The 18,122-nt window shown below is 73.8% G+C and carries 13 protein-coding genes and 1 other RNA gene; 2 read left to right on the top strand and 12 right to left on the bottom strand.

The genetic code is table 11. The features are described from left to right. Positions 1 to 145: 145 nt before the first annotated feature. The 6 genes from OG556_RS22120 to ftsE form a co-directional block, all read right to left on the bottom strand. Positions 146 to 2,449 carry a UvrD-helicase domain-containing protein gene (locus OG556_RS22120; protein WP_371518642.1) on the bottom strand — a complete coding sequence of 768 codons (2,304 nt, stop codon included), beginning with the start codon at positions 2,447 to 2,449 and terminating at the stop codon, positions 146 to 148. Positions 2,450 to 2,577: 128 nt separating this feature from the next. Continuing rightward, positions 2,578 to 2,959, bottom strand: a transfer-messenger RNA (tmRNA) gene (gene ssrA, locus OG556_RS22115). Between the two features lie 85 nt (positions 2,960 to 3,044). After that, positions 3,045 to 3,521, bottom strand: coding sequence for an SsrA-binding protein SmpB (gene smpB, locus OG556_RS22110; protein ID WP_350881115.1), 477 nt, complete (start codon positions 3,519 to 3,521; stop codon positions 3,045 to 3,047). 43 nt (positions 3,522 to 3,564) lie between these two features. Next, positions 3,565 to 4,701, bottom strand: a complete 1,137-nt coding sequence (locus tag OG556_RS22105) for a S41 family peptidase (RefSeq protein WP_371518641.1) — start codon at positions 4,699 to 4,701, stop codon at positions 3,565 to 3,567. A 110-nt stretch (positions 4,702 to 4,811) separates the two neighbouring features. Next, the gene (gene ftsX / locus OG556_RS22100) at positions 4,812 to 5,723 is read right to left on the bottom strand and encodes a permease-like cell division protein FtsX (RefSeq protein WP_350881111.1); all 912 of its coding nucleotides are present in this window, start codon (positions 5,721 to 5,723) and stop codon (positions 4,812 to 4,814) included. An 86-nt stretch (positions 5,724 to 5,809) separates the two neighbouring features. After that, positions 5,810 to 6,499, bottom strand: a complete 690-nt coding sequence (gene ftsE / locus OG556_RS22095; RefSeq protein ID WP_063349173.1) for a cell division ATP-binding protein FtsE — start codon at positions 6,497 to 6,499, stop codon at positions 5,810 to 5,812. Positions 6,500 to 6,848: 349 nt separating this feature from the next. On the opposite strand from ftsE, the gene OG556_RS22090 reads away from it, so the two are divergent. Continuing rightward, positions 6,849 to 7,043: a hypothetical protein gene (locus OG556_RS22090; protein WP_363370334.1), complete on the top strand. Its 195-nt coding sequence runs from the start codon at positions 6,849 to 6,851 to the stop codon at positions 7,041 to 7,043. Positions 7,044 to 7,110: 67 nt separating this feature from the next. Here the strand turns inward: OG556_RS22090 and prfB are convergent, their stop codons facing one another. The 3 genes from prfB to OG556_RS22075 form a co-directional block, all read right to left on the bottom strand. Further along, positions 7,111 to 8,223, bottom strand: coding sequence for a peptide chain release factor 2 (gene prfB / locus OG556_RS22085; protein ID WP_371518639.1), 1,113 nt, complete (start codon positions 8,221 to 8,223; stop codon positions 7,111 to 7,113). 80 nt (positions 8,224 to 8,303) lie between these two features. Then, positions 8,304 to 9,563: a serine/threonine-protein kinase gene (locus tag OG556_RS22080; RefSeq protein WP_371518637.1), complete on the bottom strand. Its 1,260-nt coding sequence runs from the start codon at positions 9,561 to 9,563 to the stop codon at positions 8,304 to 8,306. A 228-nt stretch (positions 9,564 to 9,791) separates the two neighbouring features. Beyond that, complete coding sequence (locus tag OG556_RS22075) at positions 9,792 to 11,702, bottom strand: serine/threonine-protein kinase (protein ID WP_371518636.1); 1,911 nt, start codon at positions 11,700 to 11,702, stop codon at positions 9,792 to 9,794. 320 nt (positions 11,703 to 12,022) lie between these two features. On the opposite strand from OG556_RS22075, the gene OG556_RS22070 reads away from it, so the two are divergent. Further along, positions 12,023 to 14,977 carry an FtsK/SpoIIIE domain-containing protein gene (locus OG556_RS22070; RefSeq protein WP_371518634.1) on the top strand — a complete coding sequence of 985 codons (2,955 nt, stop codon included), beginning with the start codon at positions 12,023 to 12,025 and terminating at the stop codon, positions 14,975 to 14,977. Positions 14,978 to 15,032: 55 nt separating this feature from the next. On the opposite strand, the gene OG556_RS22065 is transcribed toward OG556_RS22070, so the two are convergent. The 3 genes from OG556_RS22065 to OG556_RS22055 form a co-directional block, all read right to left on the bottom strand. Beyond that, on the bottom strand, positions 15,033 to 15,875 hold the full coding sequence (locus OG556_RS22065; protein WP_371518632.1) for a hypothetical protein: 843 nt from the start codon (positions 15,873 to 15,875) through the stop codon (positions 15,033 to 15,035). Between the two features lie 132 nt (positions 15,876 to 16,007). Beyond that, entirely contained in the window at positions 16,008 to 16,916 is a 909-nt protein-coding gene (locus OG556_RS22060) for an enoyl-CoA hydratase/isomerase family protein (protein WP_371518631.1), read from the bottom strand. Beyond that, positions 16,913 to 18,103, bottom strand: coding sequence for a cytochrome P450 (locus OG556_RS22055; RefSeq protein ID WP_371522812.1), 1,191 nt, complete (start codon positions 18,101 to 18,103; stop codon positions 16,913 to 16,915). Before OG556_RS22055 ends, OG556_RS22060 begins: the two co-directional genes overlap by 4 nt. Positions 18,104 to 18,122: the final 19 nt, after the last annotated feature.

The raw sequence follows: 18,122 nt of genomic DNA, 5'->3' as shown, positions 1-18,122 counted from the left end.
CCGGCTCGATCCAAGCCCCCGGGCCCAACCTTCGTCCCTTCGAGGGACCACTTGCCGCGAGGCGAGCATGGCGGGTCGGTGTCACTAACGTCTGAAGGCCCCTCACCATCCGGTGAGGGGCCTTCTTCGTCCGGCGGACCGGCCGTCAGCCGTGCAGCAGCGCGGGCACGCCGGCCGCGTCCGGCAGGTCGTCCGGACCGGACAGCACGGTCAGCCGCTGGGTCGCCCGGGTGAGCGCCACGTACAGCACCCGCAGGCCGGCCTCCGACTCGCCGGCGATGCCGGTCGGATCGGCCACCACGGTCGCGTCGTACTCCAGGCCCTTCGCCTCCAGGCTGCCCAGCACCACCGCCCGCTCGCCCAGGCCCTCGGCCCAGCCGGCCGCCTCGGCCCGGCGGTCCATCGGCACCACGATCGCCACGGTGCCGTCCACCTCGGCCAGCAGCCGCTCCAGCTCCGCCCGGGCCGCCGCGCCGAAGGCCTCCGGGGCGGGATCCACGACGGCCGCGAAGCGCGGCTCGACGCCGACCCGGCGCACCGCGGTCGGCGACGGGGTGCCCGGCGCGGCCAGCGCCAGCACCTTGGCCGCGACCTCGGCGATCTCCGCCGGGTTGCGGTAGTTGACGGTCAGCGTGAAGCGGCGGCGCGGCTTGCCGGACAGCACCTCGTCCAGCGCGGCCTGCGCCTCCTGCGGGAACGGCCAGGAGGACTGCGCCGGGTCGCCGACGATCGTCCAGGTCGCCATCCGGGCCCGGCGGCCGATCATCCGCCACTGCATCGGGGTGAGGTCCTGCGCCTCGTCCACGATCACGTGCGCGTACTCGGTGCGCTCGACGGGGACGCGCTCGCGCTGGCGGGAGCTGCGGTCGGCGAAGGTGGTGACCTCCTCCAGCCCGCTCAGCAGGTCCACCGCGTCCACCTCCCGCACCTTCGGCCGGGCCGCCTCGCCCAGCAGCACCTGGAGCTCGTCCACCAGCGCGACGTCGTGCGCGGACAGCGCGCCCTCGCCGTTCGGGGACAGCCGGCGCCAGGACGCCGCCAGCAGCCTCGCCTCGTCCGGGGAGACGGCGCGGCGGGCGATCCGGTTGATGTGCCGGTGCTGCTTGAGCGTGCCGAGCACCCGGCGCGGGGTCACGGCGGGCCACCAGGCGTCCAGGAAGTCCAGGAACGGCGCCTCGTCCGAGACGTACTCGTCGAAGGACTCCTTCTCCTCCTGGCGCTGCTCGCGGGCGTAGTGGTCGGTCGGCTTCGGCAGGTGCCGGGTGGCCTCCTGCCACAGGGCGTCCAGCAGCAGGCGGCGGGCGCGCGGGCGCAGCAGGTTCAGCGGGGTGCCGCCGGAGCCGATCACGTTGCCGCGCACGGCCTTGAGCCGGCCCGCGTCCAGCTTGAGCACCTCGCCGCGGGCGACCACCTTCAGCTCCTGCGGCGCGCCCAGCTCCAGCGCGGCCCGGGCGGCCCGGCGCAGCAGCTGCACCATCCGGCCCGAGCCCTTGACCCGGGCCGCCTCCGGACTGTCGTAGGTGCCCGCCTCGATGCCGTCGACCAGCGAGCCGACCGCGCGAATGGCGACCTGCCCCTCCTCGCCGAGCGAGGGCAGCACGCCCTCGGTGTAGGAGACCAGCAGCGGGGTCGGCGAGACCACCAGGATGCCCCCGGCGTACCGGCGGCGGTCCTGGTACAGCAGGTACGCGGCGCGGTGCAGGGCGACGGCGGTCTTGCCGGTGCCCGGGCCGCCGGTGACGAGCGTGGCGCCGGCGGCGGCCGCCCGGATCACCTCGTCCTGCTCCTTCTGGATGGAGGAGACGATGTCGCGCATCGAGTGGCTGCGGGCGCGGCCGAGCGAGGCCATCAACGCGCCGTCGCCGACCACCGCCAGCTCCCGGCCGTTCAGGGTCGGGGTGAGGTCGGGACGCAGCAGGTCGTCCTCGACGCCGATCACCCGGCGCCCCTTGGAGCGGATCACCCTGCGGCGGACCACCCGGCCCGGCTCGACCGGGGTGGCGCGGTAGAACGGCGCGGCGGCGGGCGCCCGCCAGTCGATCACCAGCGGACCGTACTCGGCGTCCAGCACGCCGAGACGGCCGATGTGCAGGGTCTCGGCGACGGCCGGGTCGGCCGGGTCGAGCGGCGTGTCGGAGGGGATGCCGTGTTCCTCCGGGGCGTCCGCCCGCTGGAGGTCGATCCGGCCGAACAGGAAGTCCTCGAACTCGTTGTTCAGGCGCTGGAGGTGGGCGCCGGCCCGGTAGACCTGGGCGTCGCGCTCGGCGAGCGCGCCGGGGGTGCCGACGTGGACCCGCTTGGCGGCGTCCTCCAGGATGTACTCGGCCTCGGCGAGTTTCTCCTCCAGCCGGCGGTAGACGGTGTCGAGGTGCTGCTGCTCACCGGCGATCTCGCGCTCGCGCACGGTCTCGCGGTCGGTGGCGGCGGTGGTGTCCGTGTTGCTCTGCATGGCCTCGGTGGTAGCGGCGGAATCCGGCTCCGGAAAACGAGCGGACGGATGATCCTACGCCCCAACCGGGGTAAACGTGAAGGCCGCCCACCGCAAAGCGGTGGACGGCCTTCACTGTCAACATGGGGTGGTGGAGATGCCGGGAATCGAACCCGGGTCCAGTGGAGTTAATTCAGGGCTTCTCCGAGCGCAGTCCGCTGTGATTTTCTCGGCCCTGGCAGTCACACGGACAAGCCGCCAACAGGCCCAGCTGCTGTTTGATTTCCCGTCCACCCTCGCAGCCCGGGTGGACGGTTGAGTTCCCTAGATTATGCCAGGGTCCGGGTCGGGAACTCCCCGGTCTGACACCCAAGCGCTATCGGTGCTTATTAGGCAGCGAGAGCGAACTGCTGGGAATCGCGCTTAGAGTTGGCGATTATTTTTTTGCGACACGTGGTTAACGAGATCATTGCCGCGTTCCTCGGCTCGCTTCCCCTGTTTCAACATCCCCTGTCGAAACCGATCATCCCCATGTTTTGTTGAGAAACAGCCGGACGGTGACCGTCCGTGTTGCTGCCGCCATACTACGCGAGGCGGCGGGTGAGGGTCCAGCGGATTAACGCTGGCGCCGCCGGGCGGCCGCCACCGCACGGGCCGTCTCGCGGGTGTCCTGCTTCTCGCGCAGCGTCTGCCGCTTGTCGTACAGCTTCTTGCCGACCGCGAGCGCCAGTTCGAGCTTCACCCGGCCGTCCTTGAAGTACAGCGAGAGCGGGACGAGCGTGTGGCCCGCGTCGCGGACCGTGCTCTCGATCTTGCGGATCTCCAGCCGGTGCAGCAGCAGCTTGCGCTTGCGCCGGGCCGCGTGGTTGGTCCACGTCCCCTGGGTGTACTCGGGGATGAACACGTTGTCGATCCAGGCCTCGTGGTTCTGGATGTAGGCGTAGCCGTCGACCAGGTTGGCCCGCCCCTCGCGCAGTGACTTCACCTCCGTACCGGTGAGCACGAGGCCGCACTCGTAGGTGTCGAGGATCGTGTACTCATGTCGCGCCTTCTTGTTCTGCGCGATCAGCTTCTGTCCGGTTTCCTTTGCCATAGCGCGGCCATTCTCGCACTTCGGCCGGTTCGGGGCAGCCCCTTTAGGCCCGGGTGCCGAGCCCGGCCAGCACCCGCAGGGCGAGCGCGTCGGCGTCCTCGCCGGCCGCCGCCGGGACGTCCGGGGTCAGGCCGGTGCCCTCCGGGGAGCGGCCGGCCGGGGTGTAGTAGCGGCCGACGGTCAGCTCCAGCACCGCGCCGTCGGCGAGCCGGCTGGGCTGCTGGACGGTGCCCTTGCCGAAGGTCCGGGAGCCCACCACCACGGCGCGGCTGCGGTCCTGGAGCGCACCGGTGAGCAGTTCGGCGGCGCTCATCGTGCCGCCGTCGACCAGCACCACCAGCGGGGTGCGCTGGTCGCCCCCGGGCGGGGCGGTCAACTCCCGGGTCTCGCCGCGCTCCTGGTACGAGCCGACCGCTCCGCCGTCCAGGAAGATCCCGGCGGTGCCGGCGGCCTCCTCGACCAACCCGCCCGAGTTGCCGCGCAGATCGAGCACCACACCGGCGTGCGGGGCGCGCAGCGCGGCGCGCACCTGATCGGTCACGCCGCTGGTGAAGGCCCGCACGGCGATCCGCAGCACGCCCTTCTCCAGCTGCTCGGCGGTGACCTGCCGGCTGTCCAACAGGGCTCGCCGCAGCCGCAGTTCTCGGACCTCGCCGGCACCGCGCCGCACGGCGAGGGTGACTTCGGAGCCCACCCCGCGCTCGCCGTCGCGCCCACGCAGCCGGGCCACCACCTCGGTGACCGGCAGGTGGTCGGCCTGGTCCTGGTCGATCCGCAGCAGCCGGTCGCCGGCCTCGATCCCGGCCGTGGCGGCGGGCCCGGCGGGCGCGACCTGGGAGACCGCGGTGACGCCGTCCTGGCCGCGGCCGACCGAGAGGCCGACGCCCAGGTAGCGGCCGTCCAGTCCCTGGCTGAACGCGGCGTACTCCTGGGCGCTGTAGTAGGCGCCCCAGCGGTCGCCGTTGGCCCCGAGCAGGTGCTCGGCCTGCTGCTCGGACAGGGCGGTGCCGGCCGGGTCCGCCGGGAGGCCCGGGGCGGCGCCCGCGACCGGGGCGGCACCGGCGGCCGGGCGCCGCGGCGGGTCGCCCCAGGCGCCGGTGGCGGCCCCGGCGATCAGCACGACGCCGAACACCAGGCTGAGGGTGGCCACCTGACGTGCCCTGCGCGGAGTTTCCAGCATGGCACCGGAGTGTAGACACCGCGTCGGGCACGACGGGCCACAACGGCGGCCGAAACGACGGCGGCCCCGGACGGCGCAGTGCCGTCCGGGGCCGCCGGGGCCGGAGGTGGTCAGACCTTGAGGTACTTGCGCAGCGTGAAGAACGCCGCCACGCCGGCCATGCCCATACCGACCACGATCAGCAGCGGTATCACCGCGAGCACCGAGCCGAGGCCGATGAAGTGGATGAACTGCACCCGGTCGGCCAGCCAGTTCTGGACGAAGAAGTGCCCGCCGACCAGCAGCCCGGAGGCCATGGCCGCGCCGAGCAGCGCGGAGAACGCGGCCTCGGCGATGAACGGCATCTGGACGTAGAAGTTCGAGGCACCGACCAGGCGCATGATGCCGGTTTCGCGCCGCCTGCTGTACGCCGACACCCGGACGGTGTTGACGATCAGCAGCAGGGCGACGAACAGCATCAGCACCATGATCACGAAGGCCGCCGTCTGGAGGCCGTTGAGCAGGCCGAACAGGTTCTCCAGGATCTTCCGCTGGTCCTCCACCGACTTGACGCCGGGTTTGCCGGCGAAGGCGCTCTGGATGACGTCGTACTTGGTCGGGTCGTTCAGCTTGACCCGCCAGGACTGCGGCATCGCGTCCGGGCCCAGGACGGAGATGAGCGGGTTGTCCGGGTTCATCTCCTTCCAGTGCTTGTACGCCTCGGCGGAGCTCTCGAAGGTCGACGACTGGACCACCGAGTCCATCTTGTCCAGCTGGGCCTTGATGTCCTGCACCTGCTGGTCGGTGGCCGCACCCTTGTCGCACTGCGGCGAGTTGCGCGCGTCCGACTTGGTGCAGAAGTAGATGCTCACCTCGACCTTGTCGTACCAGTACCCCTTCATGGAGTTCACCTGGTCGCGGACCAGGAGCGAGGAACCGGCCAGGGCGAGGGAGAGCGCGACACTGACCACGACCGCGATGGTCATCGTCAGGTTGCGGCGGAGACCCACACCGATCTCCGACAGGACGAACTGGGCACGCATGCGGGTAACAACTCCAGGGTCGGTACTGCTGGTCTGGCGACGCGGGCGGACGGCCCTACGGGTTCAGCGCCGGCTGCGCCGGTCGGTCAGTGCTGGTATCCGTAGACGCCGCGGGCCTGGTCGCGGACGAGCAGCCCCTTGTCGAGCTCGATGACGCGCTTGCGCATCTGGTCGACGATGGCCTGGTCGTGGGTGGCCATCAGCACCGTGGTGCCGGTGCGGTTGATGCGGTCGAGCAGCTTCATGATGCCGACCGAGTTCTGCGGGTCGAGGTTGCCGGTGGGCTCGTCCGCGATCAGCAGCATCGGACGGTTCACGAACGCGCGGGCGATCGCCACGCGCTGCTGCTCACCACCGGAGAGCTCGCCCGGCATGCGGTCCTCCTTGCCGCCGAGGCCGACCAGCTCCAGCACCTCGGGCACCACCTTGTTGATGGCGCTCTTGGGCTTGCCGATCACTTCGAGGGCGAAGGCGACGTTCTGCGCGACCGTCTTGTTGGGCAGCAGGCGGAAGTCCTGGAAGACGGTGCCCAGCTGGCGGCGCATGTGCGGCACCTTCCAGTTGGACAGCTTGCCGAGGTCCTTGCCCAGCACGTGCACCTCGCCCGTGGAGGGGCGCTCCTCGCGCAGGCACAGGCGCAGGAAGGTGGACTTGCCCGAGCCGGACGAGCCGACCAGGAAGACGAACTCACCCTTCTCGATCTCCAGCGAGACGTTGTCCAGGGCGGGACGGTTCTGCTTGGGATAGGTCTTGGAGACGTTGTCGAATCTGATCACGGCTGCATCACGGAGGCCATCCTAGGCGGCGCCAGTCCTCGGTCGGTCCACCCCGGGCGCCCGGCCCTGGGGCGGGTGGCGGGAGCGGAAAGGGCCGCTCCCGGTCTGGGACCATACGCGAATCGGCGGTCGGCGCGCAGGGGCCGCCCAGGACAGCCGTCGAAATCTGGGGGAGAATGTCTGGTTATGCCCCGAAAATTGGGAGGCATCTCACAGCCCGGGAGCCGGAACCGTCAGAACCTGGCAGAGTGGAGGTGGCGTCCGTGTTCGGGCGCTCCCCCGCACAGGGCAAGAAGAGGAACCAAAGCCCCGTCCGGTGCGTTGGCTGTAGCAGCGAGGAGGAGATCGCATGACCTGCGACCATCTGGTGTGCGCCAACTGCAACGGCCGCGTGAGTGACGGGCGCTGCGCGGTCTGCCGCGCCAACCGGGCCCGGCTGCAGGAGCAGCAGGGTCCGTTCGCGGCGCTCTCCCCCGCGATGCTGCTGGCCCTGCTGGCCGGTCTGCTCGCGGTGGCGCTGATCGCCCGGCAGGCCCTGGCCTGAACCCACCGAGGCACACGAAAGGGCCCCCGACCACTGCGGTCGGGGGCCCTGTTCCGTCTGTCGGCGCCTACTGCGCGGCGGTCTCGCGCTGCTTGCGCCAGCGGATGCCGGCCTCGATGAAGCCGTCGATGTCGCCGTCCAGCACGCCCTGCGGGTTGCCGACCTCGTACTCGGTCCGGACGTCCTTGACCATCTGGTACGGGTGCAGCACGTAGGAGCGCATCTGGTTGCCCCAGGAGCTGCCGCTGTCCTTGAGCGCGTCCATCGCCGCACGCTCCTCCTGGCGGCGCCGCTCCAGCAGCTTCGCCTGGAGGACGTTCATCGCGGACGCCTTGTTCTGGATCTGCGAGCGCTCGTTCTGGCAGGAGACCACGACACCGGTCGGGAGGTGCGTGATGCGCACCGCCGAGTCGGTGGTGTTGACGCCCTGGCCGCCGGGGCCGGAGGCGCGGTAGACGTCGATCCGCAGGTCGCCCTCGTCGATGTCGACGTGGTCGGCCTGCTCGACGACCGGGAGCACCTCGACGCCGGCGAAGGAGGTCTGCCGGCGGCCCTGGTTGTCGAAGGGCGAGATGCGGACCAGGCGGTGGGTGCCCTGCTCGACCGACAGGGTGCCGTAGGCGTACGGCGCCTTGACCGTGAAGGTCGCGGACTTGATGCCGGCCTCTTCGGCGTACGAGGTGTCGTACACCTCGGTGGGGTACCCGTGCCGCTCGGCCCAGCGCAGGTACATGCGCATCAGCTGCTCGGCGAAGTCGGCGGCGTCGACGCCACCGGCCTCGGCGCGGATGTTGATCAGCGCCTCGCGGGCGTCGTACTCGCCGGACAGGAGGGTGCGGACCTCCAGCTCCTCGACCGCCTTCTGGAGGGAGGCGAGCTCGGACTCGGCCTCGACCCGGGTGTCCGCGTCGTCCTCGGCCTCGGCCAGCTCGAACAGCACGCCCAGGTCGTCGATACGGCTGCGCAGGCCCTCGAACTTGCGCAGTTCGCCCTGGAGGAAGGAGAGCCGGCTGGTCACCTTCTGCGCGTTCGCGATGTCGTCCCACAGGTTGGGGGCGCCTGCCGCCTCCTCCAGGACAGCGATGTCGGCCCGGATCTTGTCCAGGTCGAGGACGGCCTCGATCGACCCCATGGTCGTTTCGAGGTTCTTGAGCTCTTCGGAAGGATCGACGGCTGCCACGCCCCCAGGGTAATGGTTCCGGGGGTGGTCATGACGACACCGGGGTCCTCCGGCTCCCGCGGCACCCGCCCGACGGCCTTCTACGGCGCCCGCGGGGCCGTGCCGGACACCGCCGGGCGGGCCGGGTGGCCGGCGTCCGGGGCGGTGGCCGCGAAGGCCGTCCAGGCCGCGGCGGCGCCCGCCAGCAGCAGGACGGTGGCCAGCAGGACGGCCAGCAGCCGGCGGCGGCGCAGCAGCGCCTGCCGGTCCCGGCGGTGCCCGGTGCCCGGGGCGGTGCGCTGGGCGCGGGACTCCGCGGCGTACGCGGCCAGCTCGCCCGCGGAGGGGCGGCGCAGGCTGGTGTGGGTGTCCCGGGTGGAGTCGGGGGCGACGCCGGGCACCAGCGGGACGGCCGGGCCCCGGCGGCGCTTGTGGATGCCCGGGCCGGCGTCCACCTCGGCGTACACGGCCTCGCCGGGGGGCAGCGCCTCCTCCGCCGGGGCACGGCCCTGGGAGGGGACGGCCAGCACCGGAAGGCCGGCCAGCGAGGGCAGCTGCTCGCGCAGCCGGGCGGCCAGCTCGGCGGCCCGCAGCCGGGAGGCCGGGGCCTTGGCCAGGCACTCGGAGATGATCCGCCACAGCCCGTCCGGCAGACCGGGGATCGGCGGCACCTGCTCGGTGACGTGCCGGCGCAGCACCGCGCCGGTGTGGCCGCCGCCGAACGGGGTGAACCCGGCCAGCAGCTCGTACAGCACGGTGGCGAGGGCGTAGATGTCGACGGCGGCGCGCGGCTCCAGGCCCTCGATGATCTCCGGGGCGAGGTAGTCGGGGGTGCCGATGATCCGGGTGGCCCGGGTCCGGCGCGGGGCGTCGACCAGGCGGGCCACGCCGAAGTCGGTGAGCTTGGCGCGCGGGGCGCCGCCGGGGCCCGGGGCGGCGGCGAGGTCGAGCAGGACGTTCTCCGGCTTGACGTCGCGGTGGACGATGCCGGCGGCGTGCGCGGCGGCCAGGCCGTCGGCGACGTCCGCGATGACCGAGGCGGCGGTCTGCGGCGGGAGCGCGCCGTCGCGCTCCAGCCGGGAGCGCAGGTCGGTGCCCTGGACCAGCTCCATCACCAGGGCGAGGTCGCTGCCGTCCACGACCATGTCGCGCACACCGACCACCCGGGGGTGGTCGAGGCTGGTCAGCGCGGCGCGCTCCTGGACGAAGCGGCCGACCAGCACCTGGTCGGCGGCCAGGTCCTCGCGCAGCAGCTTGACCGCCACCGGGCCGTCGGGCCCCTCACCGAGCCAGACCGTCCCGGCCGAACCCCGGCCGATCACCTGGTGGACGGTGTACCGGCTGCCGATCTTGCGTGCCAATGCTGCTCCGTGGGCGGCGCGGGAGCGCGCCCGGGGGTCCGGTGCGCTCGGTGGGGCGGGACAACAGCGACCAACCTACGCGCCCCGGCGCCCCGCGCGGGCCGCCCGAGGGCCCTGGGCGGGCAGTCTCGGGCGAGAAATCTCATAAATTGTCGACAAATCGTCAATCTCGCCGCGCGGGCCCGGTCCTGGACCGGGCGGCCCCGCGCGGCGGGGCCTGGCCCGGCGTCAGCTCTTCGAACTGCCGAACAGGGCGTCCGCCCAGTCGCGCACGGTGTTGAACCAGCCCTGGACGTTGTCCCAGTAGTGCGGCAGCGGCGTGAAGTTCCACAGCGCGAACCCGGCCACCACCAGCACCACCAGCACCACCAGGCACCCCTTGAGGCAGCCGAGCCCGGGGATGTACATCCGGTTGCGGCTGCGCTGGCGCCGCTCGCGCGGCGGGGCGGGCTCGCGGCGGTCCTGCTCGCGCGGCTCCTCCCGACGCTGCGGCTCCTCCCGACGCTGCGGGGGCTCACGGTGCTGAGGGGGCTCGCGGTGCTGCGGGGACTCGCGGTGCTGCGGCGGCTCGGCCCGGCGCGGGACCGGGGTGGGCGGGGGCGGCGGCGGGTAGCCGCCCTGCGACTGCCCGTACGCGGCCGGGGCCGGCCGGTAGCCGCCGGGCGGCTGCGGGCGTCCACCGGGCCCGGGCTGCGGCTGGCCGCCGTGACCGGTCTGCCCGGCCTGGTAGCCCTGACCGCCCTGGTAGGGCGGCGGGGCCACCGGCGGCCGCTGGGCGTACCCGGGCGGCGGCGGGCCCTGGCGCCGCTGGTCCGGGTGGTAGCCGGGCGGCGGCTGCTGCGGCTGGTAGCCCGGGCGACCGCCCGGCCCGGCCTGGAAGGGCCGCGGGGCGACCTGCGGGTCCTCGAAGTCCTCCGGGCCGAAGTAGCCGACCTGGGTCTGCTGGTTGCGGTCCCGGGCCGCCCGCAGCTGCGTCTGCCACGGGTGCGGCGTCTCCTCCCCCGGAGCGCCCGGAGTGCCCGGAGCACCCGGCGGGGGCGGCGGCACGACGGTGGGCGGCATCACCTGGGTGCGGTCCGGGGCCCCGAACGGCGGGGCGGGCGGCGGCTGGGTGCCCATCACCTGGGTCGCCCCGGCCGGGTCGTACTGCGGGGCCGGCGGGGCGGCCGGAGCCGCCGGCGACAGGCCGGGGACGCCCGCGCCCGCGCTCGGGACGGAGGTCGGGCGCGGGTCCGGCAGCAGCAGCGAGCCGACCGCGAGCGCCTCGTCCACCGCCGCCGGGGAGGCGTGCACCCCGACGCCGGCCGCCACCACCCGCAGCGCGCCGGCCAGCGAGGTCGCGGACGGCCGCTGCGCCGGGTCCTTGCGCAGGCAGCGCTCGATCACCGTCCACAGCGGCTCGGGCATGGTGCTGGGCCGCTGCGGCTCCTGCGCCAGGTGGGCGTGGAGGAGCGCGATCGCGCTGTCGCCCTGGAACGGCTGGCGGCCGGTGACCAGCTCGTACAGCATGATCCCGGCGCCGTAGACGTCCACCGCGGAGGTCTGCGGGCGGCCCTCGGCGGACTCCGGCGCGATGTAGGCGGGGGTGCCGACGAACTCGTGGGTGCGGGTGATGCCCGGGGAGTCGGCGAGGCGGGCGATGCCGAAGTCGGTCAGCATCGGGTGCATCTGCTCGGTGCCGTCCAGCACCGTGGAGGCGAGCAGCACGTTGGCCGGCTTGAGGTCGCGGTGGACGATCCCGTCCTCGTGGCTGGCCGCCAGCGCGTCCGCGACCTGGGCCATCAGCAGGGCGCCGGCGATCGGGCTGAACGGGCCGTTGGAACGCAGGTAGCGGGCCAGGTCGGGGCCGTCGATCAGGTCCATCACCAGGGCCAGCAGCTCGCCCTCGACCACCAGGTCGCGGACCCGGACGATGTTCGGATGGGTCAGTCGCAGCAGCAGCGAGCGCTCGCGAAGGAAGCGCATCACGACGTCCGGGTCGGCCGCCAGTTCCTCGCGCAGCACCTTGATCGCCACCAGCTGCCCGGGCTCGCTGCCGGGCACCTGGACGTCGGGGCGCACCCGGCCGCGCCAGACCGTCCCGGTGGCACCCCGTCCGAGGGTCTCCTCAAGCAGATACTTGCTGCCGACTGGCCGCACCTGTCGCACTCCTCGTCGTGCCGCCCGTGCGGGGCGCTCCTCCGCCGGTGCGGTGAGCCTGCCGGGCCCGTGTCTGCGGCCACTCTAACGGTGTCCGTTCAGGTTTTTGGGGCGACCGGCAGGCCATCCCGGAGGGGTTGGGGGACATCCCCTAGGGGAGTTCCCGGACGGGTTCGGCGGGCCCGCCGACGGGGCCCCCGCCGCACCGGTTGACCTGACCCTCCGTCGCCTCCACCATGGCGATGATCGCAAGATCGTCAAATCCGGTACGGTGCGCGGACTGTCCGTGACGGATGGCAGGATGGACACTCGCCACTCGTGTGGCCCAAAGGGTCGCCGCGGCCGCCCCGCGCGCCCGCGACGACACCGGGCAGCGGTACCAGGCTCCACACCAGCAGAAGGGACCCGCGGGCGAGATGCAGATCCGGCTGACCGTCCTCCGACCGCGCAGCGGCCCGACCGCCGTCGGCTCCGCCATCCCCTACGTGGACGTGCTGGTCACCGCACCCGTCGGCACCGCGCTCGGCGCGCTCGCGGGCGCCCTCGCGGGCGCCGTCGGCGTGCGCGGGCCCCGGGCCGCCACCCACGTGCACCTGTACGCCGGGGCGCACCGGGTCGACGAGCACACGCTGCTCGGCCACCCCCCGCTCCTCGACGGGGCCGTCCTCAGCCTCAACGAGCCCGACCCGACCGCCGACGACCCCGACGACACCCCCGCCGCCGCCGAACTGCGCGTGGTCGGCGGCCCGGACGCCGGCGGAGTGCACCGGCTGCACGGCCGGGAGATCCGGATCGGCCGCTCCGGCGAAGCCGACGTCCCGCTCGACGACCCCGACGTCTCCCGGCTGCACCTGGCCCTGCACCTCGCCGACGACGGCAGGATCACCGTCCGCGACCTCGGCTCCACCAACGGCACCACCCTGGACGGTCGGCTCGTCCCGCCCGGAGCCCCCGAGGAAGCCGTCCCGCTGGAAGCCGGCGCCCTGCTGCGCATCGGCGAATCCACCCTTCAGGTGGCCGCCCCCGACCCGGCCGACGGCACCGGCCGCGCCGCCCTGCCCGACGGCCACGGCCACCTCCAGCTCGCCGCCCCCGGCCCGGTCCGCCCCGCCCCGCCGGTGGCCGAACCGCCGGCGGCCCCCGAACCCGCCCCCGGCCGCGGCCGCGGCCTGCTCTCGCTGCGGCTCGGCCGCACCGCCGAACCGCCCGGCCAGGAGAGCGCCGAACGCCACCACACCGCCGTACGGCTGCGCCAGGCCGCCGCCCAGCGCGAACGATGGCCGGATCTCGCCACCCTGCTGCTCAACGCCGTCGGCCCCGGCCCCCGGCTCTGGGAGCGCGGCCCCGGCCACCCCGACGCGCTCACCCTGCGCCTGGGCACCGCCGACCGCCCCGGCGGCCCCGGCACCTCACCCGGCACCATGCTGCCCGCCGTCCCCGTCACCCTCGACCTGCAGACCGCCGGCAGCCTCGGCCTCAGCGGCCCGCGCGAACGCCTGGACGCGCTCACCCGCGCCGTCGTCGCCCAGCTCGCCGCCCTGCACCCGCCGACCGGCCTGAGCCTGGTCGTCGTCGACGCCGACCAGGCGCGCACCCCCGAAGAACGCGCGGACACCTGGGCCTGGGCCCTCTGGCTGCCCCACCTGCGCCCCGCCGACGGCCAGGACTGCCGCCTGCTGCTCGGCCTCGACGACGAACAGGCCACCGCCCGGCTGACCGAACTCACCACCCGGCTCAGCGGCCCGGCCGGCCTCGGCGGCCACCCCGCCACCGTCGTCGTGGTGGACGGCCGCCCGACCACCGAGACCGCCCGGCAGGCCGTCGACCTGCTGCTGCGCCAGGGCCCGGCCGTCGGCATCTTCCCGATCTGCCTCGCCGAGCAGCCCGAACTGCTCCCCCGCGGCCTCGGCGCCACCGCCCTGATCACCGGCGAGGTCGGCACCCAGCTCTCCCTCGACCGCCCCGTCGCCCGCGGCAGGGAGACCTTGCACGAGGTCTCCCTGGACGCCGTCTCCGACGCCTGGGCCGAACGGCTCGCCCGCGTGCTCGCCCCGCTGCGCGAGGCCGCCCCGGCCGCCCGCGGCCCGCTGCCCGACGCGCTGCGGCTGCTCGACCTGCTCCAGCTCGACACCGTCACCCCGGCCAAGCTGTCCGCCCGCTGGGCGGCGCACGCCGGCGGCATCGGCGCCGCCACCGCGCTGCTCGGCACCACCCGGGACGAGCTCTGCACGCTCGACCTGGCCGATCCCGAACTCGCCCTGCCCTCCCCCGACCCGGGCGGCCCGCACCTGCTCATCGGCGGCGCCCGCGGCTCCGGCAAGACCGAGCTGCTGCGCACCCTGGTCGCCTCGCTCGCCGTCTCCGAACGCCCCGAGCGCCTCGCCGTCACCCTCATCGAGGGCCGGTCCACCGAGGACGGCCTGGACGGCTGCACCGAACTGCCGCACGTCACCGGCCTGGTGAACGCCGCCGACGACCCGCGGGCCGCGCTGCTCGCCGCGGAGGCCCTGGAGGACGAACTCGCCCTGCGCGAGCGGCTGTTCGACGGACTGGACTTCGCCTCCTGGCACGCCGCCCGCATCCTGGACGGGCAGAGCCTGGACGCACAGGGCCTGGCCGGGCAGGGCCTGGCCGGGCAGGGCCTGGCTGGACACCCGGCCGTCCCGGTGCCCGCCGTCGTCGGCGCGGCCTCCGCCGCCACCCCGAAGATCATCCACCCGCGCAGCGGCGACGGCGCCCGGCCGGTCACCTCCCCCGCCGCCGCCCCCTGCCCCGCCCGCCTGGTCGTCGTCGTGGACGACTACGACGCCCTGCTCTCCCCCACCTCCCCGGCCGGCCGCCCGCTCGCCCGCGCCCTCGCGGCCGTCGCCCGCCACGGCGGCCCGCTCGGCGTCCACCTCGCGGTCACCACCGGCCGCCCGGAGGAGAGCGCCGGCACCGAGGTCGACGAGGCCGCCCTGCTCCGCATCGCGCTGCGCACCGAGGACCCGGCCGACTCCGACCTGCTGATCCACCTCGGCGACGCGGCCGCCCTGCCCGAGGACACCCCCGGCCGCGGCTACCTGCGCCTGCCGGACGGCGGCGTCACCGCCTTCCAGACCGCCCGGATCAGCGGCCGCATCCCGCGCACCGCCACCCTGCGCCCCACCGTCGTCGCGATCGACCCGCTCCAACTCGGCGCCCCGCCCGCCCGCCGCCCGGTCCGCGAACTCGGCAACGGCCCCACCGACCTCGCCCTCCTCGCCAGCGCCCTCCAACGCGCGGCCGCCCACTGACCGGGCGGCTGGGGCGCCGTACGGCTTTCCTCGGCCGAGGCGTCGCCTTCGATTCTCAGGAGCAGTACGTGTTGTGCTTGACCAGGGCGAGGCCGGCGACCTTGCCCTCGGCCATGGTGAACTCGTAGAACCAGTCCGGGCCGCCGTTGCCGCCCTCGGCCGGGAGTTCGTACTTGCCGTCCTCGGTCGGCTTGAGGGCCTTGCCCTCGTAGGCTCGCTTGAGCTCGTCCTCCGCCGAGCCGGCGCCGACTCCCTCGGCGGTGCGGGCGTCCGCCGGGGCGACCAGCTGGCGCAGGCCCTCGGTGCCGAAGTTGACCCGTCCGGTGGCCAGGAAGGCCTGGTCCCGGTTCTTACGGGCGGTCACGATGACGTCCGCCTCCTTGAACAGCGCGTCGGACTCCTGCCGTTCGGCGGCCTCCTGCTTCAGCCGCTCCTGGAGGCGCTCGCTGTGCTTCACCATCTGCTCCAGCGAGGCCCCGGGCGCCAGGGTCTCGAACGGCTTCCGGTTCGCCCGCATCTCGTCGATCCTGGCCAACGCCTTGTCGGACTTCGCGCGGGCCTCCGTCTCGGCCGCCATCCGGACCGGGTCCGGCGCCGGGCCGCCCTTGTACGCGTAGTCGGTGCAGCCGTTGAACAGCGAGACCGGCGACGGCTCCAGGGCTCCGGAGGCGAGTGCCTCGTCCTTGGTCATCGACAACTGCAGTCCGCGGTAGCCGCCGGTGCCGAACGGCTGCAACGGCGTACTGGCCGCCGCGGTCGCGCCGGTCTTCTGCCCCGCGTCCTTGCCGCCCTCGCAGGCCGCCGCTCCGGCCACGACCAGAGCCATCGTCAGTACGGCCCCCGCCGTGCGCGCGCTGCGCATCATCCCCACGGTGATCCCCTCCCCGGTGTCGATCACACACAGTAGCGAATATGCGGGCGTGATCCACAATCGGTTTCCACACCAGTGGAAGGGACGTCGCCGTGCACGGCCGACGACTGGTCACCCGCCGTCCGCCGCCTTCCGAAGGCGGCGGACGGAAGCTGCAGGTCAGTGGGCCGGGGGCTGGGCGGCGAGGCCGCGGGTGTAGTGGGCGGCGGCGAGGACCGAGGCCATCAACTCGGAGTCGAGCACGGAGGCGTCGGCCAGCCGGGTGGCCGCCGCATGGGAGGCGAGCAGCGTCTTGGTGACCCTCAGTGCCGCCTCGGGGCGACGGGTGACGGGCCTGACCCACTCGGCCACCGCCCCGTCCAGATCCTGCTCGGGGACGACGCGTTGCAGGATGGCGAGCTCCCGCGCCTCCACCGCGCCGACCGGGCGGCTGGTGAGGATGATCTCACGGACCCTGGCCGCGCCGACCTCGTGGAGCAGCCGGGGCAGCAGGCCGCCCCAGGCGACGGGCAGGCCCAGGGCCAGCTCGGGCAGCCGGAAGACGGCGTTGTCGGCGCCGACCCGCAGGTCGCAGGCGAGCGCCAGGGCGAAGCCGGCGCCGGTGGCCCGGCCCTGGACCCGCGCGACGGTCACGGCGGAACTGTTGGTGAGGGCATCGCAGACCCTGCGGGCCTTCTCCCCGTAGTTCCGTATGCCGCCGCCGGTCGGGTCCTGGGCCAGGCCCGCGAAGAGTTCGTCGCGGTCGCCGCCGAGGCAGAAGTCCCGGCCGGCCCCGGACAGCACGATCACGCGCACGGCCGGGTCGGGTACGGCCAGCACGGCGAGGAGTTCGTCCAGCATGGCCGAGGTGACGGCGTTCCCGGTCGCCGGGCTGTCCAGCTCGATGTGGAGCACGGGGCCCTGGCGCTCGGTACGGACCGTACGGGCCACCACGGGCGCGGGAACGGGCTCCGGGGCGGGCTCGGGGTAGGGGTTCTGATACGGGTTCGGGAGGTACGAGGGCTGCGCCGCGTACGGCGGGTACTGCGGGACCTGCGGCACCTGGGGAACCTGCGGGGACACGTTCATGCGGCCACTCTCAGGGACGTCACCCGGTGGAAGACCATCCGGGGTGCGTACTCGGGCGGGCTCACCGCCCGCAGGGTCGGGAAGCGCCGCAGCAGCTGGCCGAGCAGGGCGCGCGCCTCCAGCCGGGCCAGGCCCGCGCCGAGGCAGTAGTGGGCGCCGCCGCCGAAGGTGAGGTGGGTGCCCCGGCGGAGCACGTCGAAGGCGTGCGGGTCCGGGTTGCGGCGCGGATCGCGGTTCGCCGCGCCGTACATCACGTGGACCATGGTGTCCTTGGGCAGGAACACCCCGGCCAGCTCGGTGTCCTCGCCCGCGACGCGGCTGTTGACGCGGATCGGCGGGTCGTAGCGCAGCGCCTCGTCGATCGCGTCGTCGATGTGCTCCGGCCGCTCCCGCAGCCACTCCCACCGGCCGGGCGACCGCAGCAGCGACCACACCAGCGAGGAGAGCAGCGTCGCCGTGGTCTCCAGCGAGGCGATGGTGACGAACATGGTGAGCTGGTAGACCATCCGGTCGGTGGCCTCGCGGTCGGACTCCAGCGCGTCCCAGGTGCGGATCCAGCCGGCGATCACGTCGTCGCCGTCGTTGTCGCGTCGCTCCCGGACGAGGCGGGTGAAGTACTCGCGCAGGTCCATGGTGGCCTGCTCGGAGACCGCCAGCTGGCTCTTGGTGGGCAGCAGTTCCTGGGCGTGCACCTGGTTGTGGGTCATCGTCAGGATGTGCGGGTGGTCCGCCGGGGCGATGTCCAGCCAGCGCCCGACGGTGCCGATCGGCAGCTGCTCGCTGACCAGGGACGAGAGGTCCGCCTCGCCGTCCGTCCGTATTCGCTCGGCCAGGCGGTCGAGCAGCCCGGTGACGTCGGCCTCGATCTCCGGCTGCATGTCCCGCAGGGTGGCGTGGTTGAAGAGGTTCCCGAGGCTGCGCCGCTGCCGGGTGTGCTCGGGGGCGTTGAGCCGGGAGAGCGTCCGGCTCATCTCCTGGGTGGCGACGGCCTCCCAGCGCTCCGTCCCGGTCTGCCGCTCCTGCCAGGCGAAGTCGGGGACGAGCCAGGTCCTGCCGCGCAGGACCTGGTCGCACGCGTCGTACCCGGTGACCAGGTAGCCGCCCCAGGGCGCGGGGACGAGGTCTCCCAGCGCCCGCAGCCCGTCGTAGACCGGGCTCGGGTCGGCGAGTCCCTCGGCCGACCGCAGCCTGCGCAGGAGCGGCACG

Origin of the sequence: Kitasatospora sp. NBC_01300, from assembly GCF_041435235.1 — a bacterium.
GTDB lineage: Bacteria > Actinomycetota > Actinomycetes > Streptomycetales > Streptomycetaceae > Kitasatospora.
The sequence above is the reverse complement of the archived record's forward strand: the minus strand, read 5'-3'. Positions and strand labels throughout refer to the sequence as shown.

Coding starts and splice junctions, on each gene's coding strand:
- OG556_RS22120 (WP_371518642.1), bottom strand. CDS start 2,449: ATGCAGAGCAACACGGACACCACCGCCGCCACCGACCGCGAGACCGTG.
- smpB (WP_350881115.1), bottom strand. CDS start 3,521: ATGGCAAAGGAAACCGGACAGAAGCTGATCGCGCAGAACAAGAAGGCG.
- OG556_RS22105 (WP_371518641.1), bottom strand. CDS start 4,701: ATGCTGGAAACTCCGCGCAGGGCACGTCAGGTGGCCACCCTCAGCCTG.
- ftsX (WP_350881111.1), bottom strand. CDS start 5,723: ATGCGTGCCCAGTTCGTCCTGTCGGAGATCGGTGTGGGTCTCCGCCGC.
- OG556_RS22090 (WP_363370334.1), top strand. CDS start 6,849: ATGACCTGCGACCATCTGGTGTGCGCCAACTGCAACGGCCGCGTGAGT.
- OG556_RS22060 (WP_371518631.1), bottom strand. CDS start 16,916: ATGAACGTGTCCCCGCAGGTTCCCCAGGTGCCGCAGGTCCCGCAGTAC.